This is a genomic window from Sphingopyxis sp. QXT-31, from assembly GCF_001984035.1.
GTDB lineage: Bacteria > Pseudomonadota > Alphaproteobacteria > Sphingomonadales > Sphingomonadaceae > Sphingopyxis.
Genome location: NZ_CP019449.1, coordinates 4,123,214 through 4,140,850 on the forward strand (window position 1 = coordinate 4,123,214; position 17,637 = coordinate 4,140,850).

18 protein-coding genes are annotated in these 17,637 nt (G+C 67.5%); 9 read left to right on the top strand and 9 right to left on the bottom strand.

The annotated features are described in order from the left end of the window. Positions 1 to 26 precede the first annotated feature (26 nt). The 4 genes from pgeF to lgt are packed head-to-tail and all read right to left on the bottom strand — an operon-like array spanning position 27 to position 3,229. On the bottom strand, positions 27 to 788 hold the full coding sequence (gene pgeF, locus BWQ93_RS19690; protein WP_077031962.1) for a peptidoglycan editing factor PgeF: 762 nt from the start codon (positions 786 to 788) through the stop codon (positions 27 to 29). Continuing rightward, on the bottom strand, positions 785 to 1,303 hold the full coding sequence (locus BWQ93_RS19695) for a GNAT family N-acetyltransferase (RefSeq protein WP_077031963.1): 519 nt from the start codon (positions 1,301 to 1,303) through the stop codon (positions 785 to 787). Before BWQ93_RS19695 ends, pgeF begins: the two co-directional genes overlap by 4 nt. After that, complete coding sequence (locus BWQ93_RS19700) at positions 1,300 to 2,361, bottom strand: class I SAM-dependent methyltransferase (protein WP_077031964.1); 1,062 nt, start codon at positions 2,359 to 2,361, stop codon at positions 1,300 to 1,302. The genes BWQ93_RS19695 and BWQ93_RS19700 overlap by 4 nt, the downstream gene beginning before the upstream one ends. Next, entirely contained in the window at positions 2,348 to 3,229 is an 882-nt protein-coding gene (lgt, locus tag BWQ93_RS19705) for a prolipoprotein diacylglyceryl transferase (protein WP_077031965.1), read from the bottom strand. The genes BWQ93_RS19700 and lgt overlap by 14 nt, the downstream gene beginning before the upstream one ends. 77 nt (positions 3,230 to 3,306) lie before the next feature. Between lgt and BWQ93_RS19710 the strand changes: the two genes are divergently transcribed. The 3 genes from BWQ93_RS19710 to BWQ93_RS19720 are packed head-to-tail and all read left to right on the top strand — an operon-like array spanning position 3,307 to position 6,671. Continuing rightward, positions 3,307 to 5,016, top strand: a complete 1,710-nt coding sequence (locus BWQ93_RS19710; protein ID WP_077031966.1) for a class I adenylate-forming enzyme family protein — start codon at positions 3,307 to 3,309, stop codon at positions 5,014 to 5,016. A gap of 30 nt (positions 5,017 to 5,046) precedes the next feature. Next, on the top strand, positions 5,047 to 5,901 hold the full coding sequence (locus BWQ93_RS19715; RefSeq protein WP_077031967.1) for a cytochrome b/b6 domain-containing protein: 855 nt from the start codon (positions 5,047 to 5,049) through the stop codon (positions 5,899 to 5,901). Then, positions 5,898 to 6,671, top strand: a complete 774-nt coding sequence (locus BWQ93_RS19720) for a molybdopterin-binding protein (protein WP_077031968.1) — start codon at positions 5,898 to 5,900, stop codon at positions 6,669 to 6,671. Before BWQ93_RS19715 ends, BWQ93_RS19720 begins: the two co-directional genes overlap by 4 nt. On the opposite strand, the gene BWQ93_RS19725 is transcribed toward BWQ93_RS19720, so the two are convergent. The 3 genes from BWQ93_RS19725 to BWQ93_RS19735 are packed head-to-tail and all read right to left on the bottom strand — an operon-like array spanning position 6,668 to position 9,481. Next, positions 6,668 to 7,108 (bottom strand): DUF1801 domain-containing protein, encoded by a 441-nt coding sequence (locus BWQ93_RS19725; protein WP_077031969.1) that lies wholly within the window; start codon positions 7,106 to 7,108, stop codon positions 6,668 to 6,670. The two genes, BWQ93_RS19720 and BWQ93_RS19725, sit on opposite strands and share 4 nt — an antisense overlap. 11 nt (positions 7,109 to 7,119) lie before the next feature. Next, positions 7,120 to 8,454 (bottom strand): acyltransferase family protein, encoded by a 1,335-nt coding sequence (locus BWQ93_RS19730; protein WP_077031970.1) that lies wholly within the window; start codon positions 8,452 to 8,454, stop codon positions 7,120 to 7,122. Between the two features lie 52 nt (positions 8,455 to 8,506). After that, positions 8,507 to 9,481, bottom strand: coding sequence for a helix-turn-helix transcriptional regulator (locus BWQ93_RS19735; RefSeq protein ID WP_077031971.1), 975 nt, complete (start codon positions 9,479 to 9,481; stop codon positions 8,507 to 8,509). Positions 9,482 to 9,612: 131 nt separating this feature from the next. Between BWQ93_RS19735 and BWQ93_RS19740 the strand changes: the two genes are divergently transcribed. Further along, positions 9,613 to 10,113 carry a hypothetical protein gene (locus BWQ93_RS19740; RefSeq protein ID WP_077031972.1) on the top strand — a complete coding sequence of 167 codons (501 nt, stop codon included), beginning with the start codon at positions 9,613 to 9,615 and terminating at the stop codon, positions 10,111 to 10,113. A 141-nt stretch (positions 10,114 to 10,254) separates the two neighbouring features. Here the strand turns inward: BWQ93_RS19740 and BWQ93_RS19745 are convergent, their stop codons facing one another. Further along, positions 10,255 to 11,328 (bottom strand): tetratricopeptide repeat protein, encoded by a 1,074-nt coding sequence (locus tag BWQ93_RS19745; protein WP_077031973.1) that lies wholly within the window; start codon positions 11,326 to 11,328, stop codon positions 10,255 to 10,257. Between the two features lie 144 nt (positions 11,329 to 11,472). Between BWQ93_RS19745 and BWQ93_RS19750 the strand changes: the two genes are divergently transcribed. From BWQ93_RS19750 to BWQ93_RS19770, 5 genes are all read left to right on the top strand, one after another. Further along, positions 11,473 to 12,690 carry an argininosuccinate synthase gene (locus tag BWQ93_RS19750; protein ID WP_077031974.1) on the top strand — a complete coding sequence of 406 codons (1,218 nt, stop codon included), beginning with the start codon at positions 11,473 to 11,475 and terminating at the stop codon, positions 12,688 to 12,690. A gap of 144 nt (positions 12,691 to 12,834) precedes the next feature. Beyond that, entirely contained in the window at positions 12,835 to 13,020 is a 186-nt protein-coding gene (locus BWQ93_RS19755) for a hypothetical protein (RefSeq protein ID WP_077031975.1), read from the top strand. A 42-nt stretch (positions 13,021 to 13,062) separates the two neighbouring features. After that, positions 13,063 to 14,073 (top strand): threonine aldolase family protein, encoded by a 1,011-nt coding sequence (locus tag BWQ93_RS19760; RefSeq protein WP_077031976.1) that lies wholly within the window; start codon positions 13,063 to 13,065, stop codon positions 14,071 to 14,073. After that, positions 14,070 to 15,029: a DMT family transporter gene (locus BWQ93_RS19765; RefSeq protein WP_077031977.1), complete on the top strand. Its 960-nt coding sequence runs from the start codon at positions 14,070 to 14,072 to the stop codon at positions 15,027 to 15,029. The genes BWQ93_RS19760 and BWQ93_RS19765 overlap by 4 nt, the downstream gene beginning before the upstream one ends. A 45-nt stretch (positions 15,030 to 15,074) precedes the next feature. After that, the gene (locus BWQ93_RS19770) at positions 15,075 to 16,346 is read left to right on the top strand and encodes an alpha/beta hydrolase family protein (RefSeq protein WP_077031978.1); all 1,272 of its coding nucleotides are present in this window, start codon (positions 15,075 to 15,077) and stop codon (positions 16,344 to 16,346) included. Here the strand turns inward: BWQ93_RS19770 and murA are convergent. Beyond that, entirely contained in the window at positions 16,343 to 17,626 is a 1,284-nt protein-coding gene (gene murA / locus BWQ93_RS19775) for a UDP-N-acetylglucosamine 1-carboxyvinyltransferase (protein WP_077031979.1), read from the bottom strand. The genes BWQ93_RS19770 and murA overlap by 4 nt on opposite strands. Positions 17,627 to 17,637 lie beyond the last annotated feature (11 nt).

Consider the following 17,637-nt stretch of genomic DNA (forward strand, 5'->3'; position numbering starts at 1 on the left):
CGTCCCGTTCCTCCCCCGCCCGCCGATCAGGCGAGGCCGATCACCGACAATTGGCGGCCATAGCTGTTCTCGGCTTTGTGGCACGCGCGGCGATAGCTGAAATAGTCTTCGGCCTCGGCATAGGTGTCCTGCCCGCCGAGGGCAATTCGTGTCACCCCCGCCGCGGCGACGAGCGCGGCGACATAGGCGGCGATGTCGAACATCGCATGGCCGTGCTTGCCTGCGGCGAAGAAGCGCTCGTTGGCGGGATCGTCGGCGACGAAGGCCGCGACGAAGCCGTCGTCGACCTCGTAGGAGGCGCGGCCGATGCACGGGCCGATCGCGGCGGCGATGTTGGCGCGGGTTGCGCCGAGGCTTTCCATCGCGGTCAGAGTGGCGTCGGTGACCCCGGCGATGGCGCCCTTCCAGCCGGCGTGCGCCGCCGCGACGACCCCGGCTTCGCGGTCGGCGAAGAGGACGGGGACGCAGTCGGCGGTAAGAATGCCGAGGAGGATGCCAGGCGTGCGCGTGGCGAGCGCATCGGCCTCGGGACGCGCGGTCAGGTCGCTGGCTTCGTCGATGACGACGCAGCGATTGCCGTGAACCTGGTAGAGGCCGGCAAGCGCGGCGCCGGGCAGCACGGCGTCGGCGACGCGGCGGCGGTTCTGGGCGATCAGCGCGGGATCGTCGTTCGAGCCGAGCCCGCAGTTGAGCGAGGCAAGGTCGCCGCGCGATACCCCGCCGCGGCGGCCGAAGAAGCCGTGGGGGATGCCGTCCAGCGGCGCGGCGGTGACGAAAGGCGCGCTCACAGGTCGAGCCGAAAAAAGCGGTCTTCGTCGACATGGTTGCCGACGCGGAAGGCGTTGCGGCCGACGTCATAGAAGCCGTAGCGGCGATACACCGCCTGCGCGCGCGGATTGTCGGTAAAGACCGAGAGATAGAGCTCCGACGCCCGCTCGCGCGCCCAGGCGATACCCCAGTCCATCAGGCGGGCGGCGAGGCCCGTGCCCTTGGCCGCCTCCGCAAGGTAGATCTGGTGGAGTTCGACAGCATCGTCGGCCGGTTGCCCGGGGGGCAGGTCGAAATCGAGCGGGCCCATCTTGATATAGCCGAGGATCGCGCCGGCTTCATCGCGGACGAGCGCGATCGCATAGGCGGGATCCGCGATCTGCGCGCGCACGCGGTCGGGCGGGTTCCAGGTCGAGAGGAAGAGCGCGAGGTCGGCGGGGTCGTAGAGATGGCCGAAGGTGTGGACGAAGCTCGCCTCGGCGAAGGCCGAGAGTGCCTCGGCGTCGGCCGGCTGGGCGATCCGGATATCGGTCATGCGGCAAATCCTGCGGGCTGTGGCCAGCCGGGCGCGGCGAAGGCCATGACTTTGAAGAGACTGCCCATCGCATCGGCCTCGACGAGGCGGTCGCGCTGGGTCTTGAGGTCGGCGGCGCGGTCTGGGGCAGCAGCGCTCAGCGCCTGCAGCCGCGCGTCGATGCCGAGGCGGCGGAGCCATTCGCCCTGCGTGGCGAGATGGGTGACCGCGACCTTGGCGGGCTGGGCCGCGGTCGCGAGCGCGGTGAAATCGACATGCGCGGTGAGGTCGGCCTCGCCCGGCGTGTCGAAGGGATCGGCGAAGGCGTGTGCCTTGACCGCCTGCAGCGTGTCGCCCGCGGCGGGGCCGGCATAGCCATAGTCGATGGCCAGCATCGCGCCGCCCTGCCGCGCGAGACGGAAGGCGCAGCGCTGCATCATCGCGGCCGACAAGGGCGCGGTTTCGACGATGCTGGCTTCGGGCGCGTTCGCGAGCGCGGCGGGGATGGCCTCGTCGGCGGGGGTGTCGCCGGGGACGGGCGCCAGCTTGCCGTCGCGACGCTCGACCATCAATTCGCGCCAGCCTGCGGCGGTGCGGACATATTGGTGGATCGGCAGCGCGTCGAAAAACTCGTTGGCGACGATCAGCAGCGGCGCGTCGTCGGGCAGCGCGTCGATATCGTCATGATGCTGCGCGGCGGGAAGGCGCGCCAGCTGCGCCGCCCGCAGCATCGGGCTGGTCTCGACGAGGTGGATCGTCCGCGGGACGCAGCCGAAACGCGCCGCGGCGCGCAGCGCGTCGGCCGCGAGCGTCCCGCGGCCGGGGCCGAGCTCGGCATAGTCGAAGGCGGGGCTTCCTGCGCGCGACCAGAGGTCGGCGATCCACAGGCCGATCAGTTCGCCGAACATCTGGCTGATCTCGGGCGCGGTGGTGAAATCGCCCGCGGCGCCGAGCGGGTCGCGCGTCGCATAATATTGGCTGTTGGCGCGCGCCATATAGTCGGCGACGGTCATCGTCCGCGCCGCCGCCAACTCCCGGATCAGATTTTCGGGGGTCGGCGGACCGTCAGGCAACGGCATCGGGTCCGGCGATGGGCTCGACGCGCTGGCGGCGGTTCTTCGCGGTGGCGACGAGCCAGATGCCGCCGAGGATCATCGGCACGCAAAGCCACTGGCCCATCGACAGGCTGGTGTTGTCGACGACCCATTGGCGCTGCACATCGGGCTGGCGCACAAATTCGATCAGGAAACGGCTAACGCCATAGTCGATCGCCGCGACGCCGAAGAGGAGGCCGGGCTTGTAGCGCGCGTCGGTGCGCCAGAAGAGCCAGCCGAGGATCGCCATCATCACCAGACCCTCCATGCCGGCTTCGTAGAGCTGGCTCGGGTGGCGCGGCAGGTCGCCGGCGGGGTCGGGAAAAACGATCGCCCAAGGCACCGTCGTCACGCGGCCCCACAGCTCGCCGTTGACGAAATTAGCGATGCGGCCGAGGAACAGGCCGAAGGGGATGACGCAGGCGATATAGTCGCAGAAGCGCAGGAAATTCAGCTTTTCCTTCTTGGTCACATACCAGATCGCGATCAGCACGCCGATGGCGCCGCCGTGGAGCGACATGCCGCCGTCCCACAATCTGAAGATTTCGATCGGTTCCTGAATATAGCGTTCGAGGCCATAGAAGAGCACATAGCCGAGCCGCCCGCCGAGGATGATGCCGAGCATCGCATAGAAGATCATGTCGTCGGCGTGGCGCCGCGCCATCGGGGCGCCGGGCTGTTCAATGAGCTTCAGGAGGTACCAATAGCCGAGGAAGATGCCCGCGAGATAGGCGAGCGCGTACCAGCGGATGGGCAAACCGAAGACGCTGAAGGCGACTTCGCTGTTTTCCCCCATCAACTGGGTGAAGTTCACATATTGCGTCGCTTCGGCTAAGGTTGCAAAAAGAAACATATAGTCGCGCTGTCCTTCCCCAGGAGAGGCCTCCCCATAAGGGGTATGGCGAGCGAGACCAAGAGGAGAGATGCCCGATGCCATCCGCGCTCGATTTGCGCCTGGAAGCCGCCTATAATCTGATCACCGGTCCCGGCGGACCGATCCAGATCGGGTCGGTCGAACGTTTCGGGCACAGCCTGCCCGTGATCGCCAACGCGCCGACGAATCTGGCCGACTATGCCGGCTTTTTCGCCATGCAGCATGGCGACGCGACGTTCCTGGTCGAGGGCGACGAGCGGCTGAGTTTCAAAGAGGTGTATCTCGCGGCGCGGCAGGTCGCGGCGGGGCTGATCGACGGCCATGGCGTGCAGCGCGGCGACCGCGTCGGCATCGCGATGCGGAACGCCAACGCCTGGTGCGTCACTTATCTGGGCATATTGCTCGCGGGCGGTTGCGCGACTTTGCTCAACGGCTGGTGGCAGGGCGGCGAGCTCGCCGCGGGGATCGACGATGCCGAAGCGAAGCTGGTGATCGCCGACGTCCAGCGCGCGGCGCGGCTTGCCGAGCCGGGGGTCAGCCATGGCGCCAAGGTCATCACGCTCGACATCGCGCAGCCGATCGCCGCGGCGATCGCGCCGATCGCGGCGGGCGGCAGTTCCGAGACCGTGCTGCCGACGCTGACCGGCGAGGACCTCGCGACGATCCTCTTCACCTCGGGCTCGACCGGCCAATCGAAGGGCGCCTATTCGCGCCATCACGCGGTGGTGCAGGCGATCTTCAACTATGTGACGCAGACCGCGAGCATCGTGCATCTGCTGACCGAGGACGGGCTGATGTCGGACATCCAGCCTGCCACGCTTGTCTGCACGCCGCTGTTCCACGTCACCGCCGAGATTCCGGTGTTCCTCCAGAGCCTGGCGCTCGGGCGTAAATTGGTGCTGATGCCCAAGTGGAACGCCGAGGAGGCGATGCGGCTGATCCAGGATGAGCAGTGCAATTATTTCGTCGGCGTCCCGCTGATGAGCTACGAGATCCTCACGCACCCCAATCGCAAGAATTACGACCTGTCGACGTGCAAGAGCTACGCCGGCGGCGGCGCGCCGCGCCCGCCCGAGCATGTGAAGCGCCTGTCGGAGGAGATGGGCGACGCCAAGCCCTTGCTCGGATATGGTCTCACCGAAACCAACGCGGTCGGCTGCGGCATCATCAACGAAAATTACCTCGCCAAGCCGATGTCGACGGGGCCGGCGTCGAAGCCGCTGGTCGATCTCGCGATCCTCGACGACGACGGCAATGTGCTGCCGCAGGGCGGGGTCGGCGAAGTGTGCATCCGGTCGGTGTGCAATTTCGAGGGCTATTGGAACAACGAAGCCGCGACGAAGGCGGCCTTTTTCGACAATGGCTATTTCCGCTCGGGCGACCTCGGCTATCTCGATGCGGACGGCTATCTGTTCATCGTCGACCGCAAGAAGGACATCATCATCCGCGGCGGCGAGAATATCAGCTGCCAGGAGGTCGAGGCGGCGATCTACGAGCATGAGCAGGTCAACGAATGCGCGGTGTTCGGCCTGCCCGACGAAAGGCTGGGCGAATGCGTCGGCGCGGTGGTGTGGGTCAAGCCGGGGAGCGCGGTGACCGCCGACGACCTCACCGCGTTCCTGAGCGCACGGCTCGCGCCGTACAAGGTGCCGTGCCGCATCTGGATGTCGAACGACGCCTTGCCCAAGCTTGGCAGCGAAAAGATCGACAAGGTCAGCTTGCGCAACCATTATCGCGGCGAATATGCGACGGAGGTCGCGGCGTAACCAAAGGGGCGAAGGGAGCGAATGGGGAATATGGCCGAGGCTGAAGCCCCTATCGCTCCCCCCGAGTTGGCGCCCGCTCGGTCTCCGGTGCGCGTCTATCGCCACCGGCTGCCGGTGCGCGTCTGGCATTGGGTCAATGCAGTCACCTTGCTCATCCTGCTGATGAGCGGGCTGATGATCTTCAACGCGCATCCGCGCCTCTATTGGGGCGACTATGGCGCGAACGCCGACCATGCCTGGCTGGCGATCGCGGCGCAGGGCGACACCGGTTATCTCCGGATCGGCGAGGTAAGGATCGAGACCACGGGCGTGCTCGGGCGCTGGACCGATAGCGACGGCGTGGTGCGCAAGCTGGCCTTTCCGGGTTGGGCGACGATTCCGACGAGCTACGACCTAGCGAGCGGGCGGCGCTGGCACCTGCTCTTTGCGTGGGTGCTCGCGATCGGGTTGACGCTGTACATGGTCTGGACCGCGTTCGGCGGGCATCTGAAGAAGAACCTGCATGTTCGGCGGGCCGAATGGGCGCCGCGGCATATCTGGCAGGACATCAAGGATCATGCGCGGCTGCGCTTTCCGCGCGGCGCGGCGGCGGCGCGTTACGGCATCTTGCAGAAGCTGTCTTACATCGGGGTGATCTTCGTGCTGCTGCCGCTGATGATCTTTACCGGCCTCGCGATGTCGCCGGGGATGAATGCGGCGTGGCCGTGGCTGGTCGAGGTCTTCGGCGGGCGGCAGTCGGCGCGCTCGATCCACTTCATCGCGGCATGGGCGCTGGTCGCCTTCTTCGTCGTGCATATCGTGATGGTGCTGCTCGCGGGGCCGGTGAACGAGCTGCGCTCGATGGTCACCGGCTGGTTCCGCCTGCCCCCGGAGAAGCAGACATGAGCGGCGGGATCATTTTGCCGCGGCGGCGGCTGATCGCGGGCGCGGGCGGGCTCGTCGCGGCGATGCCCCTGCTGTCGGCGTGCGACGCGATCAACGAGGCGCCGATCACGCGCAAGATCCTGTCGATGGGCGAAGAGATGCATCAGGCGAGCCAGCGCGCGTTGATGGACCGCGATGCGCTAGCCCGCGAATTCACCCGCGCCGACCTGTCGCCGGTCTTCCGCTCGAACGGGACCAAGCTGCCGCCGGGCACGGCCTATGCCGGGCATGCCGCGACAGGGTTCGCCGACTGGCGCGTCGCGGTGACGGGACTGGTGAACAAGCCCTTGTCGCTGTCGATGGCCGATATCCGCGCGATGCCGCAGCGGACGCAGATCACGCGCCACGACTGCGTCGAGGGGTGGAGCGCGATCGGCGAATGGACCGGGGTGCCGCTGTCGCGCATACTCGCGGCGGCGGGGCTGAAGGACCGCGCGCGCTATATCGTCTTCCGCTGCGCCGACCGGATCGGCGACGCGCTCTATTATGAGAGCTGCGACCTGGTCGATGCGCTACACCCGCAGACGATCCTGGCGTGGGCGCTCAACCGCGAGCCGCTGCCGATCGCCAATGGCGCGCCGCTGCGCCTCCGGATCGAGCGGCAGCTGGGGTATAAGCACGCGAAATATCTGACCGGGATCGAGGCGGTCGCGAGCCTCGATGCCATCGGCGCGGGCAAGGGCGGCTTCTGGGAGGACCGCGTCGATTATGAATGGTATGCGGGGATCTAGGTCGGATATTTCGCGTTCATGCCCCGCCAGCTGAGCGCAACCAATTTCTCCAGCACCTCGAGATCCACGTCGGCTAGCTTCTTGATGTAGAGGCAGGCCTTGCTGCTCGTATGCTTGCCGAGCTTCGCGAGCAGCGCATCGGCCTCGCCCTGCAGGTCACCATAATGGTCCCCCATGACATAGAGCGTCATCGCGCCCTTGCGCGGGCTGTAGCCGGCGCGGCACATCGTCCCCGAATGGCCGCTGTCGTACTGATAGTCATAGCTGCCGTAGCCGATGATCGATGGCCCCCACATCTTCGGCTCCTGCCCGGTGGCGCGGCGGTGCATCGCGTCGACGATCTCCGCCTCCTCGCGGCGGCGCGTTTCGGGGATGGCGGCGATAAAGTCGGCAACGGTCATTTCGGTGGGCTTGGTCTTCACCTCGGTCTTGGCCATGGCTTTTCTCCTCAGGTTTCGGCGCGGTGCATCAACAGGCGCGCGGCGGGGCCGAAGCCGACCAGCGCGGCGCCGAGGAAGGGCAGCGCCACGACCCACAGGCGGACGCCGGTGACGCCGAGCGGGCTCGCGATGCTGATCGCCGCGGTCATCGCGAGGCCGGTGCAGATCATCAGCATGCCGAGGATCAGCCGCGCGTGGGTGACGTCGCCCTCGGCCGCCTTGCCGCCGCTTTCGTAGCGCGCGAAGAGCAGGATGAAGGGGAAGAGCAAAGCGATGTACAGCGCGAACCAGATCGGGCGCGCGAGCCACCACTCGGTGCTGCCGGGCGCTGCATGGAGGCCGACGCCGCCGAGCAGCCAGGCGGCGATCATCACCAGCACGAAGGCGGTGAGGTGCCAGAGATAGACGGACATGATCATTCCGTTGATGAGCACGACGGTCGTCCATGCGGTGATCCCGGCGAGCACCCGGCGCGCGGGTTTTTCGAGCGCCAGCGCGAGGCCGGTCTGCGCGATGCCGAGCGCAAGCAGCGCGAGTGTGGGGGGCATCGAGTTGCTCAGGGTCGCGCCGGGGACGCCGATCATCGCAACGGGATAGGGACCGAGGCCGACGAGCAGGCCGAGCGCGACCAGCCCCGCGGCCGCCCAGAGCAAGGGTGCGGCGAGGCGGCCGTCGTGCCAAGCATAGCCGAGCTGGTGGATCGCGACCCAGACGAAGACGAAGTTGAGGAAATTGACATAGGCTATGCCGAATTGCAGCGTCGCTACGTCGACCGCCACCGCCGCAGCGACGAGCGCGACGAAGGAGGCGAGGCCGAAGCGCCGCCATGCGGCGTGGCTCCACGGGGTCAGCGCGGTGACGATCAGATAGACGGCGAGAAACCAGACGGGGACGAGCGCGAGCTGCGCCGCCATTTTGACGACCGCGCGGTCGATACCCGCCTGCGTGCCGAACAATGTTACGAGCGCCCAGATGAGCAGCAGCGGCAGTACCGGATTGATCAGCCGCCGGACGCGCGCCGCGAACCAGGTGGTGAAGCGCCCGCCGCCCCGCTGCGTCGCGGCCCACGAAAGCCCGTTCGAGAAGCCGCCGACGAGGAAGAAGAGCGGCATGACCTGGAAACCCCAGGTCAGCCACTGCGTCCAGGGCAGGATGCCGAGCAGGTGCCCGCCCTCGACCGCGCCGTCCTTCATATAGGGCGCGGCGACGAGCCAATGGCCGATGACGACCGCGAGGATCGAGAAGGCGCGCAGGAAATCGACATAGCGGTTGCGCGTCGGCGGCGCCTGTTCGGCCATCGCGCGGGCGCGCGACCAGAGCGTCTTCTTCGGCGATGTCGCCATGTCCCTAAATCTCCCCTCGCCGGACAAGTGGACGGGAAACAATGATAAAGACTTAGCCGCTTTCCGCAATGTCCAGCCGCGCGGCCACCGCGCGCGCCAGACCGGCCACCGCGGCGCGCAGCTCCGCGGGCGCCTCGATGTCGATCTCGGGCCCGATACCGAGCAGCATCGGGGCGGCGGCGTCGATACCCTCGATCGGCAGCGTCAGGCGGCGATGGCCGGCGGCGTCGGGGGCTTCGGCGCCGGCGACGGCATCGGCGGCCCAGGCGCCGAGCAGTCGGAGGCGCTGAAGCCCGAGCGGCGAGGCGCGCAGCGTCGCGCGGCCGGGGCGGAGGCGCGCTTCGAAATCGCGGGTCGAGTCGGTCCACCATGCGGCAAGGTCGAAATCGGCGGGGCGTGCGGCGTCCTCGTCGAGGATCGCGAGCGTCTTTATGTCGGCGACGGTGAAGGTCAGCACGCGCTCGCCGCTCGCCGCGACGAGATAATGATTGCCCGCCTTGAGCACGATGCCGAGCGGGTCGAGCGTCCAGTCGCGCGTGCCGCGCCAGCTGGTGTAGCGGACGCCGATGCGCCGCCGGTCGATCACCGCGCGCGCCGCGGCGGTGAGGTGCGGCGCGGGGCGCGCGGCGCGGTACCAGTCGAGCGTGTCGATGTGGAAGGCGCGCGCGATGCGGTCGGCCTCGGCGCTGCCGCTCTGGGGCAGCGCGGCGAGCAATTTGCCGCGCGCGCGCTTGGCGGGTCCGCCGAGGCCGAGCGCCGCGGCCTGGTCGGGCAGGCCGACGAGCAGTATTGCCTGCGCCTCCTGCGGATCGAGCCCGGTGAGGCGCGTGCGATAGCCGTCGAGCAATTGGAAACCGCCGCCGGGGCCCCGGTCGCCATAAACGGGGATGCCCGCGGCGCTGAGCGCGTCGATGTCGCGGTAGATGGTGCGTTCGGACACCTCGAACTCGGCACCGAGGTCGGCGGCGGTGAGCCGCTGGCGCAGCTGCAGCAGGATCAGGATCGAGAGGAGACGGCTCGCGCGCATTTTTTCGCTCTAGCAGAAAATAACTGACAGGGAATGTCAGGAGTGGGGGCGTAGGGCGGGGCATCAACCCGGAGGGACGCATGACCGACATCGACCGACGCCATCTCATGGCCCTCAGCGCAGGAGCCCTTATGACCAGCCTGATCCCCGCCGCTGCGGCCGCCGCGGCGATCGATCCCAAGCCTGTCGGCAAGCCGGGTGACTTCGATTTCCTGACCGGCGAGTGGCGCATCCACAACCTCTTTCGCGAAAAGGGAACGTGGATCGAATTTCCCGGCGAGGCGACCGTGGTGGCCATCCTCGGCGGCATCGCGAGCGTCGAGGAGCTCCGCATTCCCGCAAGGGGCTTTTCGGGAATGGGGCTGCGGCTGCTCGACGTCGAGAAGAAGATCTGGTCGGACCATTGGGTCAACGCCAAGTCGGGCGTCGTCGCGGTGCCCGGGCAGCTCGGCGTGTTCGAGGACGGGGTCGGGACATTCCTGTCCGCAGGCGAGGGCGAGGCGGGCGCCGAGCTTTACCGCGGCATGTGGGACCGGATCACGCCGACCAGCTGCCGTTGGTTCCAGAGCGTGTCGCGCGATGGCGGCGAGACGTGGGACGACGGGTGGTTCATGGATTGGACTAGGGTCTAACTTCACACCCTCCCCTTTAGGCGAGGGCAGCGAGACTTGGCAGCTTGCTGCCTATGTCGCAGCGGGTGGGGGCCCGAAGCCTTGAGCAGGCCGCGGGCCCCCACCCCAACCTGTCCCCTGAAAGGAAGGGGCTTTATGCCGTCACCCGTCGCAGTCGTTCCAATAATCCTTGTTCGTGGTGCAGCTCTGCAGCCCCGAATAATGATTCACCGTGCACACGGTCTTCATCGGGCAGGCCTTGAACGCGCGCGGCGTATATTGCGGCGGCGCCTTGGCCTTGGTGAAGGCGGCGACCACCTGTTCGCGCAAGGGGACAAGCTGGCCACGGATATTGTCGTCGCCGCGGGTGATGCCCTGGTCCATCCAGTAGAGGATCTCGTCCTCATGCTCGAGCGGGTTCTTCATCTGGAGCAGCGACGAGGCGGCCATCACCGCGCCATAGGGTTCGCCCTGCTCGGCGACGGTGCGCGACAGGCGATAGGCGAGCTTGAAATCCTGCTTCACCCCGCGGTCGCTGTTGATCATGTCGAACGCCATGATGATCGCGTAGAAATGCCCGCGCTCGGCGGCGAGTTTGAAATTCTCGAACGCCTTCTTGTAGTCGCGCTTGACCCCGAGGCCCTCGTGATAGTGGAGCCCGACGCGGTAGATGGCGTCGATATGCCCCGCGGCCGCGGCCTGGCTCAGCAGGTCGAACCCCTTAGCATGATCCTTGGTCGCGCCGAGCGCGCCCGCGGCGTGGATCGTGCCCATGGTGAACAGCGCCACCGGATCGCCGAGCTTCGCCGCCTCGTTGATCATCTCGAGACCTTCCTGCGGGGTGCCGCCCTCGACACTGCCGTTGAGCCACGCGATGCCGAGTTCGCTGAGCGCGGCGGGGTCCTTCTGCTTGTGGTAGAAGGCGGCGGCGGCGTCGCGGCCCTCGATCGTCTTGATCTGCCAGCTGCCGCCGCGCGCGATCATTTCGGGAAGCGGCGGGGCGCAGGGGGTTCCGTTCCGCGCGCTCGCCTCGTGCGCCACCGCCCAGTCGCGCGCCGTGGCGGACATGGCGGTGCCATTGTGGAAGTCGTGCACCAAAAGGTCATAGGCATTATGGCAATCGACATTCTGGTTATATTCGCGCGCCGGGTCGGGCATCGAGCCCCCGGCGCTCTGGAGGGAAGAGGCGGCGCCGAGCATGAAAAAGGGCGCGGCGATAGCGTAAACTATCCGCATGATGGATATCCTTGCGAGCGCGTCCCCGCGCGCATCATGCCGCAAGTTCGGGCTGGAAACTTGTAAGAATGCGCCAAGGCGTTGCGCGTCGCGGGTCGGCCTGTTAGGCGCCCCGGCGTCTTTCCTCGCCAAAAGGTGCCCTGCATGTCCGAGTCCATCAAGCGCGTCGTCCTCGCCTATTCGGGGGGGCTCGACACCAGCGTCATCCTGAAATGGCTGCAGGTGACCTATGGCTGCGAAGTGGTGACCTTCACCGCCGACCTGGGACAGGGCGATGAGCTGGAGCCCGCGCGCGCCAAGGCAGTGCTGATGGGGGTGAAGCCCGAGCATATCTATATCGACGATGTCCGCGAGGAGTTCGTGCGCGACTTCGTCTTCCCGATGATGCGCGCCAATGCCCGCTACGAGGGCGATTATCTGCTCGGCACCTCGATCGCGCGGCCGCTGATCTCGAAGCGGCTGGTCGAGATCGCCAGGGAAACCGGCGCCGATGCGGTCGCGCATGGCGCGACGGGCAAGGGCAACGACCAGGTGCGTTTCGAGCTTAGCGCCTATGCGCTCAACCCCGACATCAAGGTGATCGCGCCGTGGCGCGAATGGGATCTGACCAGCCGCACCGCGCTGATCGAGTTCGCCGAAAGGCACCAGATTCCGGTGCCCAAGGACAAGCGCGGCGAAAGCCCCTTCTCGACCGACGCCAACCTGCTCCACACCTCGTCCGAGGGCAAGGTGCTCGAAAATCCGTGGGACGAGACCCCCGACTATGTCTATTCGCGCACGGTCAATCCCGAGGATGCGCCCGACACCCCCGAATATATCACGGTCGATTTCGAGCGCGGCGACGGCGTCGCGCTGAACGGCGAGGCGATGTCGCCCGCGACCTTGCTGGCGGCGCTCAACGAGCTTGGCCGCAAGCACGGCATCGGCCGCCTCGACCTCGTCGAGAACCGCTTCGTCGGCATGAAGTCGCGCGGCATGTACGAGACGCCGGGCGGCGAAATCTACGCCCGCGCACACCGGGGTATCGAGAGCATCACGCTCGACCGCGGCGCGGCGCACCTCAAGGACGAGCTGATGCCGAAATATGCCGAGCTCATCTACAACGGCTTCTGGTTCGCGCCCGAGCGCGAGATGCTGCAGGCAGCGATCGACCACAGCCAGGAAAAGGTCAGCGGCACGGTGCGGCTGAAGCTCTACAAGGGCAATGCCGGCGTCGTCGGGCGCAAGTCGCCAAACAGCCTATACAGCGAGCGCCATGTCACCTTCGAGGACGATGCCGGCGCCTATGACCAGAAGGATGCCGCGGGCTTCATCAAGCTGAATGCGCTGCGGCTCAAACTGCTGGCGAAACGCGACCGCTGAGGCGGTCCGGCGCGATTGGCGCAGCGGTCGGCGCGGAAGCGCCGCGCGCGGGTCGACGCCTCCTCCGGTCGATGATAGGCGCGGGTCTGGACCAGCAGGAGACTGGCCGCCGGGATGAGGCTGCCGCCAGCGAGGGGGTAGGCCATGGACGACTGGAACGCCGACGATCCCGAATCCGAACGCGACGAATGGGAATGGTGCACCATATTGGTCCCGCGTTTCGCGCTGAACGTCAACCGGACGGGCATGAAGACGCGCTGGCTCTGGCCTGGGCGCTATCTGTACCGTTGGTCGCGGACGTACAAGCGTTACGTCTATCGCCGGCACTAGCGATGCTGGCATAGACTGTCTTGCTGCGCTAAGGCGCGCGGCATGACCGCGACCCGCTTTTTCTCCGACAATGCCGCGACCGTCCATCCCAAGGTGATGGAAGCGCTGGCCGCCGCCAACCATGTCGACACCGCCTATGACGGCGACGCGCTCAGCCAGTCGCTCGACGCCGCCTTTTCGGACTTGTTCGAAACCGACTGCGAGGTGGTGTGGATCCCGACGGGGACTGCGGCGAACAGCATCATCCTCGCACATTTCGTGCGGCCGTGGCAGGGCATCCTCTGCTACGAGGAAGCGCATATCGAGGTCGACGAATGCGGCGCACCGACCTTCTACTCGGGCGGCGCCAAGCTGATGACCTTGCCCGGGCCGGGCGCCAAGATCGATGCCGAGGCGCTGCGCGCGCGCATCCGCAGCATCCGTAACGACGTGCACCAGGTGCAGCCCGCGGCGATCAGCATCACCAACGCGACCGAATATGGCCTCGCCTGGCGCCCCGACGAGGTGCGCGAGATCAGCGAGATCGCGAAGGACAAGGGGCTGAAGCTCCACATGGACGGCGCGCGTTTCGCCAATGCGGTGGCGTTCGTCGGCTGCTCGCCCGCCGACGTGACATGGCGCGCCGGGGTCGATGCCTTGTCGTTCGGCTTCACCAAGAATGGCGCGATGATGGCGGAGGCGATCGTCTTCTTCGGCGGCAGCGGCGGCGCGGGGGTGCGCGAGCTCAAGAAGCGCGGCGGGCATCTGCTGAGCAAGGGCCGCTTCGTCGCGGCGCAGATCCGCGCGATGCTGAAGGACAATCTGTGGCTGACCAACGCACGCGCCGCCAATGCCGGCGCCGCGGCGCTGGCGGCGGCGTGCGGCGAGCGGCTGATGCATCCGGTTGAGGCGAACGAATTGTTCGTGCGGCTGACCGCCGACGAAGCGGCGCGGCTGCGCGGCGCGGGCTATGATTTTTACGACTGGGGTGACGGGGCGGCGCGTCTAGTCGTCAGCTGGGACCAGGACGCCGACGCCGTCGCACCGCTCGCGGCGGCGATCGCGGCCTTGTGAGTGCCACGCCTGGCCTGTTGACGCCGCGCGTCCTGCTGCCGTTCCTGTTCGTCACCCTGATCTGGGGATCGACATGGATCGTGATCACCGGGCAGCTGGGCGCCGTGCCGCCGAGCTGGTCGGTCGCGTACCGCTTCTTCACCGGTGCGGCTGCGATGTTCGCTTATGCGCTGTGGCGGCGCGAGCCGTTGCTGCTTTCGGGCTGGGCCTGGGGCTTCGCCGCGGCGCTCGGCCTTGCGCAATTCGCGTTCAACTTCAACTTCGTCTACCGCTCCGAGCAGCATATCACCTCGGGGCTGGTCGCGGTGCTGTTCGCGCTGCTGATCGTGCCGAATACCCTGCTCGGCCGGCTGTTCCTGAAGACGAAGGTCGAGGGGCGCTTTCTCGCGGGCGCGGGCATCGCGATCGTCGGGGTCGGGCTGATGATCCTCCACGAATATCGCGCCGCGACGGTGGGTGCGGGGGAAGTGTTGCTCGGCACCATATTGGCGCTGAGCGGGGTGATGAGCGCGTCGGTTTCGAACGTGATGCAGGGCGCGCAGATCGCGCGCGCGCAACCGATGGTGACGATGATCGCCTGGGCGATGCTGCTCGGCGCGCTTGGCGACGCGGCCTTTGCGTGGGTCACGACCGGGCCGCCGGTGATCGAGTCGACGCCCGCCTATGTCGGCGGTCTGCTCTATCTCGGCGTGATCGCGAGCGCGGTGACTTTCCCGCTCTATTTCAACATCATCCGCGCGGTCGGCCCGGGGCAGGCTGCGTGGTCGAGCGTGCTGATCCCCATCATCGCGATGGGCTTCTCGACGATGCTCGAGGGCTATCGCTGGGCGCCGCTGTCGATCGCTGGCGGCGCCGTCGCGCTGATCGGGCTGGTGATCGCGGTGGTCAAGCGGCCCGACAAGCCGTCGGTCAGTGGCGGCAATGTCGTGTCGGTGCCCTGCGACAAGGACGGCTGATCGCTCGGCGATTGCCCGCGGCGCCGCGGGGCGTTATCGGGCGCCATGCACAGGATAATCTTCGGCCTCGCCCTCGCTTTTTCGGCGTCGTTTCAACCCGCTTCGGCGCAGCAGCCGGCGTGCACCGCTGGCACTTACGCTGCCGCCGACGGCGACTTCGTCGTGCTCGCGCCGGTGCCGAGCATCCCCGCACCGGGCCTGCGCTATCTGTTCCGCGACGGGCGCCGCGGCGCGACGAGCGAGGCGAAGGTGCCGCTGGCCTGCGTCGACGGCATCGTCACGATCGGCGCGGCGCGCTGGCAGCGCATCGCCTTTCGCGAGACGCCGGCAAGCTTCGAGAGCGTCGGCACCAGAATGACCGGCGTGCTGATCGAGCCGCCCGGCACCGATGCGAAGCGGCCGCTCGTCGTGATGGTGCATGGTTCGGAGCGCAATTCGCCGATCGGCGGCGTCTATGGCTATGCGATGGCGGCGCAGGGGATTTCGGTCTTCGTCTATGACAAGCGCGGCACCGGCGGGTCCGACGGCGAATATACGCAGAATTTCGAGCTGCTTGCGGCCGATGCGGCGAAGGCGCTCGACACCGCGCGCGGGCTTGCCGCGGGGCGACATGGCCGCGCGGGCTTTTTCGGCGGCAGCCAGGGCGGCTGGGTCGCGCCGCGCGCGGCGACGCTGACGAAAGCCGATTTTGTCGCGGTCGGTTTCGGCTTGGTCGCCTCGCCGATCGAGGAGGATCGCGAGCAGATGGTCTCCGAAGTGCGCGCCGCCGGGCTCGGCCAGGATGCCGAGGCGATGGTGACGCGGCTGTCGGCGGCCACGGGCCGCCTGCTGCTGTCGAATTTCAGGGACGGTTACGAGCAGCTCGACGCGGTGCGCGCCGAAATGGCTGACAAGCCCTGGGCCGCGAAGATCGCGGGCGAGTATAGCGGCGCGATCGCGCGGATGCCGAACGAAGAATTGCGCCGCGTCGGACGCGCGCGCTTCGACAATCTCGAACTGATCTGGGACTATGACGCGGTCGCCGCGCTGCGAAAGCTCGACGCGCCTTTGCTATGGGTGCTTGCGGGCGAGGACCGCGAGGCGCCGATCGAAACGACGCGCGCCGCGCTGATGGGGCTGAAGGCCGCGGGCAAGCCGGTCGACGTCTATCTTTTCCCGAACACCGACCACGGCATGTTCGAATTCACCACCGGCGCCGACGGCGAACGCAGCGTCACGCGGATCACCGACGGTTATCTGAAACTGCTCGGGGACTGGGTGAAGGGCGATGCTCGCGGAGCCTATGGCCGCGCGGAACATCTGACCGCCAAGCGCTAGCCCGCGCTGATCCGCTCGATATCGGCGCCGACCGCCTGGAGCTTCTCCTCGAGCCGCTCGTAGCCGCGGTCGAGGTGGTAGACGCGGTTGACCTCGGTCTGGCCCTGCGCGGCGAGGCCGGCGATGATCAGGCTCATCGAGGCGCGCAGATCGGTCGCCATCACCGGCGCGCCGACGAGGTGATCGACGCCGCGGACCACCGCGCTGCGGCCGCGCACGTCGATGTCGCAGCCCATGCGGGCGAGCTCGGGGACGTGCATGTAGCGATTCTCGAAGATGGTCTCGGTGAACAGGCTGGCGCCCGAACCGAGCGTCGCCATCGCCATGAATTGCGCCTGCATGTCGGTCGCGAAGCCCGGATAGGGCGCGGTCGACAGCGTCACCGGCTGCGCGCGGCCGCTCATCGCGACGCGGATGCCGGTCTTGGTGTCCTCGACCGTTGCGCCCGCCTGTCGCAGCGCCGCGAGAGTGGCCTCCATCTCGTTCGCCTTGGCGCCGACGAGTTCGACGTCGCCCTCGGTGATCACCGCGGCGCAGGCGTAGCTGCCCGCCTCGATGCGGTCGGCCATCACGCGATAGGTTGCGCCGTGAAGGCGGTCGACGCCCTGGATCGTCAAAGTTTCGGTGCCGATGCCGTCGATCGATGCGCCCATCGCGACGAGGCAGTTGCACAGATCGACAATCTCGGGCTCGCGCGCGGCGTTTTCGAGGATGCAGGGGCCTTTCGCGAGCACCGCGGCCATCACGGCGTTTTCGGTCGCGCCGACCGAGACGACGGGGAAGGTGAACTTGCCGCCTTTGAGGCGCCCGCCGGGGGCGACGGCCTTCACATAGCCCGAGGCGAGCTCGATCTCGGCGCCGAAGGCTTCGAGGGCTTTGAGGTGAAGGTCGATCGGGCGGTTGCCGATCGCGCAGCCGCCGGGGAGCGAAACCGTCGCCTCGCCCGCGCGCGCGAGCAGCGGGCCGAGTACGAGGATCGAGGCGCGCATCTTGCGCACGATGTCATAGGGCGCGACGGTCGAGGTGAGTGTCGTCGCGCGGGCGGTCATAACGCGGCCGAAATCCTCGGGCCGCGAGCCCTCGATGGTCGTCGAGCAGCCGAGCTGGTTGAGCAGGTGGCCGAAGCCGTCGACGTCGGCGAGGCGCGGCAGGTTGCGCAAGGTCAGCGGCTCGTCGGTGAGCAGCGCGCAGGGCAGCAGGGTGAGCGCGGCGTTCTTGGCGCCCGAGATGGGGATACGGCCCTTGAGTCGCTGGCCGCCGCGAATGACGATTTGATCCATGCGCAGTCTTT

Bases quoted from the DNA above. Each gene is read 5' to 3' on its own strand.
- BWQ93_RS19695 (WP_077031963.1), bottom strand. From the start codon at position 1,303: ATGACCGATATCCGGATCGCCCAGCCGGCCGACGCCGAGGCACTCTCG.
- BWQ93_RS19700 (WP_077031964.1), bottom strand. From the start codon at position 2,361: ATGCCGTTGCCTGACGGTCCGCCGACCCCCGAAAATCTGATCCGGGAG.
- lgt (WP_077031965.1), bottom strand. From the start codon at position 3,229: ATGTTTCTTTTTGCAACCTTAGCCGAAGCGACGCAATATGTGAACTTC.
- BWQ93_RS19710 (WP_077031966.1), top strand. From the start codon at position 3,307: ATGCCATCCGCGCTCGATTTGCGCCTGGAAGCCGCCTATAATCTGATC.
- BWQ93_RS19715 (WP_077031967.1), top strand. From the start codon at position 5,047: ATGGCCGAGGCTGAAGCCCCTATCGCTCCCCCCGAGTTGGCGCCCGCT.
- BWQ93_RS19720 (WP_077031968.1), top strand. From the start codon at position 5,898: ATGAGCGGCGGGATCATTTTGCCGCGGCGGCGGCTGATCGCGGGCGCG.
- BWQ93_RS19725 (WP_077031969.1), bottom strand. From the start codon at position 7,108: ATGGCCAAGACCGAGGTGAAGACCAAGCCCACCGAAATGACCGTTGCC.
- BWQ93_RS19730 (WP_077031970.1), bottom strand. From the start codon at position 8,454: ATGGCGACATCGCCGAAGAAGACGCTCTGGTCGCGCGCCCGCGCGATG.
- BWQ93_RS19735 (WP_077031971.1), bottom strand. From the start codon at position 9,481: ATGCGCGCGAGCCGTCTCCTCTCGATCCTGATCCTGCTGCAGCTGCGC.
- BWQ93_RS19740 (WP_077031972.1), top strand. From the start codon at position 9,613: ATGACCAGCCTGATCCCCGCCGCTGCGGCCGCCGCGGCGATCGATCCC.
- BWQ93_RS19745 (WP_077031973.1), bottom strand. From the start codon at position 11,328: ATGCGGATAGTTTACGCTATCGCCGCGCCCTTTTTCATGCTCGGCGCC.
- BWQ93_RS19750 (WP_077031974.1), top strand. From the start codon at position 11,473: ATGTCCGAGTCCATCAAGCGCGTCGTCCTCGCCTATTCGGGGGGGCTC.
- BWQ93_RS19755 (WP_077031975.1), top strand. From the start codon at position 12,835: ATGGACGACTGGAACGCCGACGATCCCGAATCCGAACGCGACGAATGG.
- BWQ93_RS19760 (WP_077031976.1), top strand. From the start codon at position 13,063: ATGACCGCGACCCGCTTTTTCTCCGACAATGCCGCGACCGTCCATCCC.
- BWQ93_RS19770 (WP_077031978.1), top strand. From the start codon at position 15,075: ATGCACAGGATAATCTTCGGCCTCGCCCTCGCTTTTTCGGCGTCGTTT.
- murA (WP_077031979.1), bottom strand. From the start codon at position 17,626: ATGGATCAAATCGTCATTCGCGGCGGCCAGCGACTCAAGGGCCGTATC.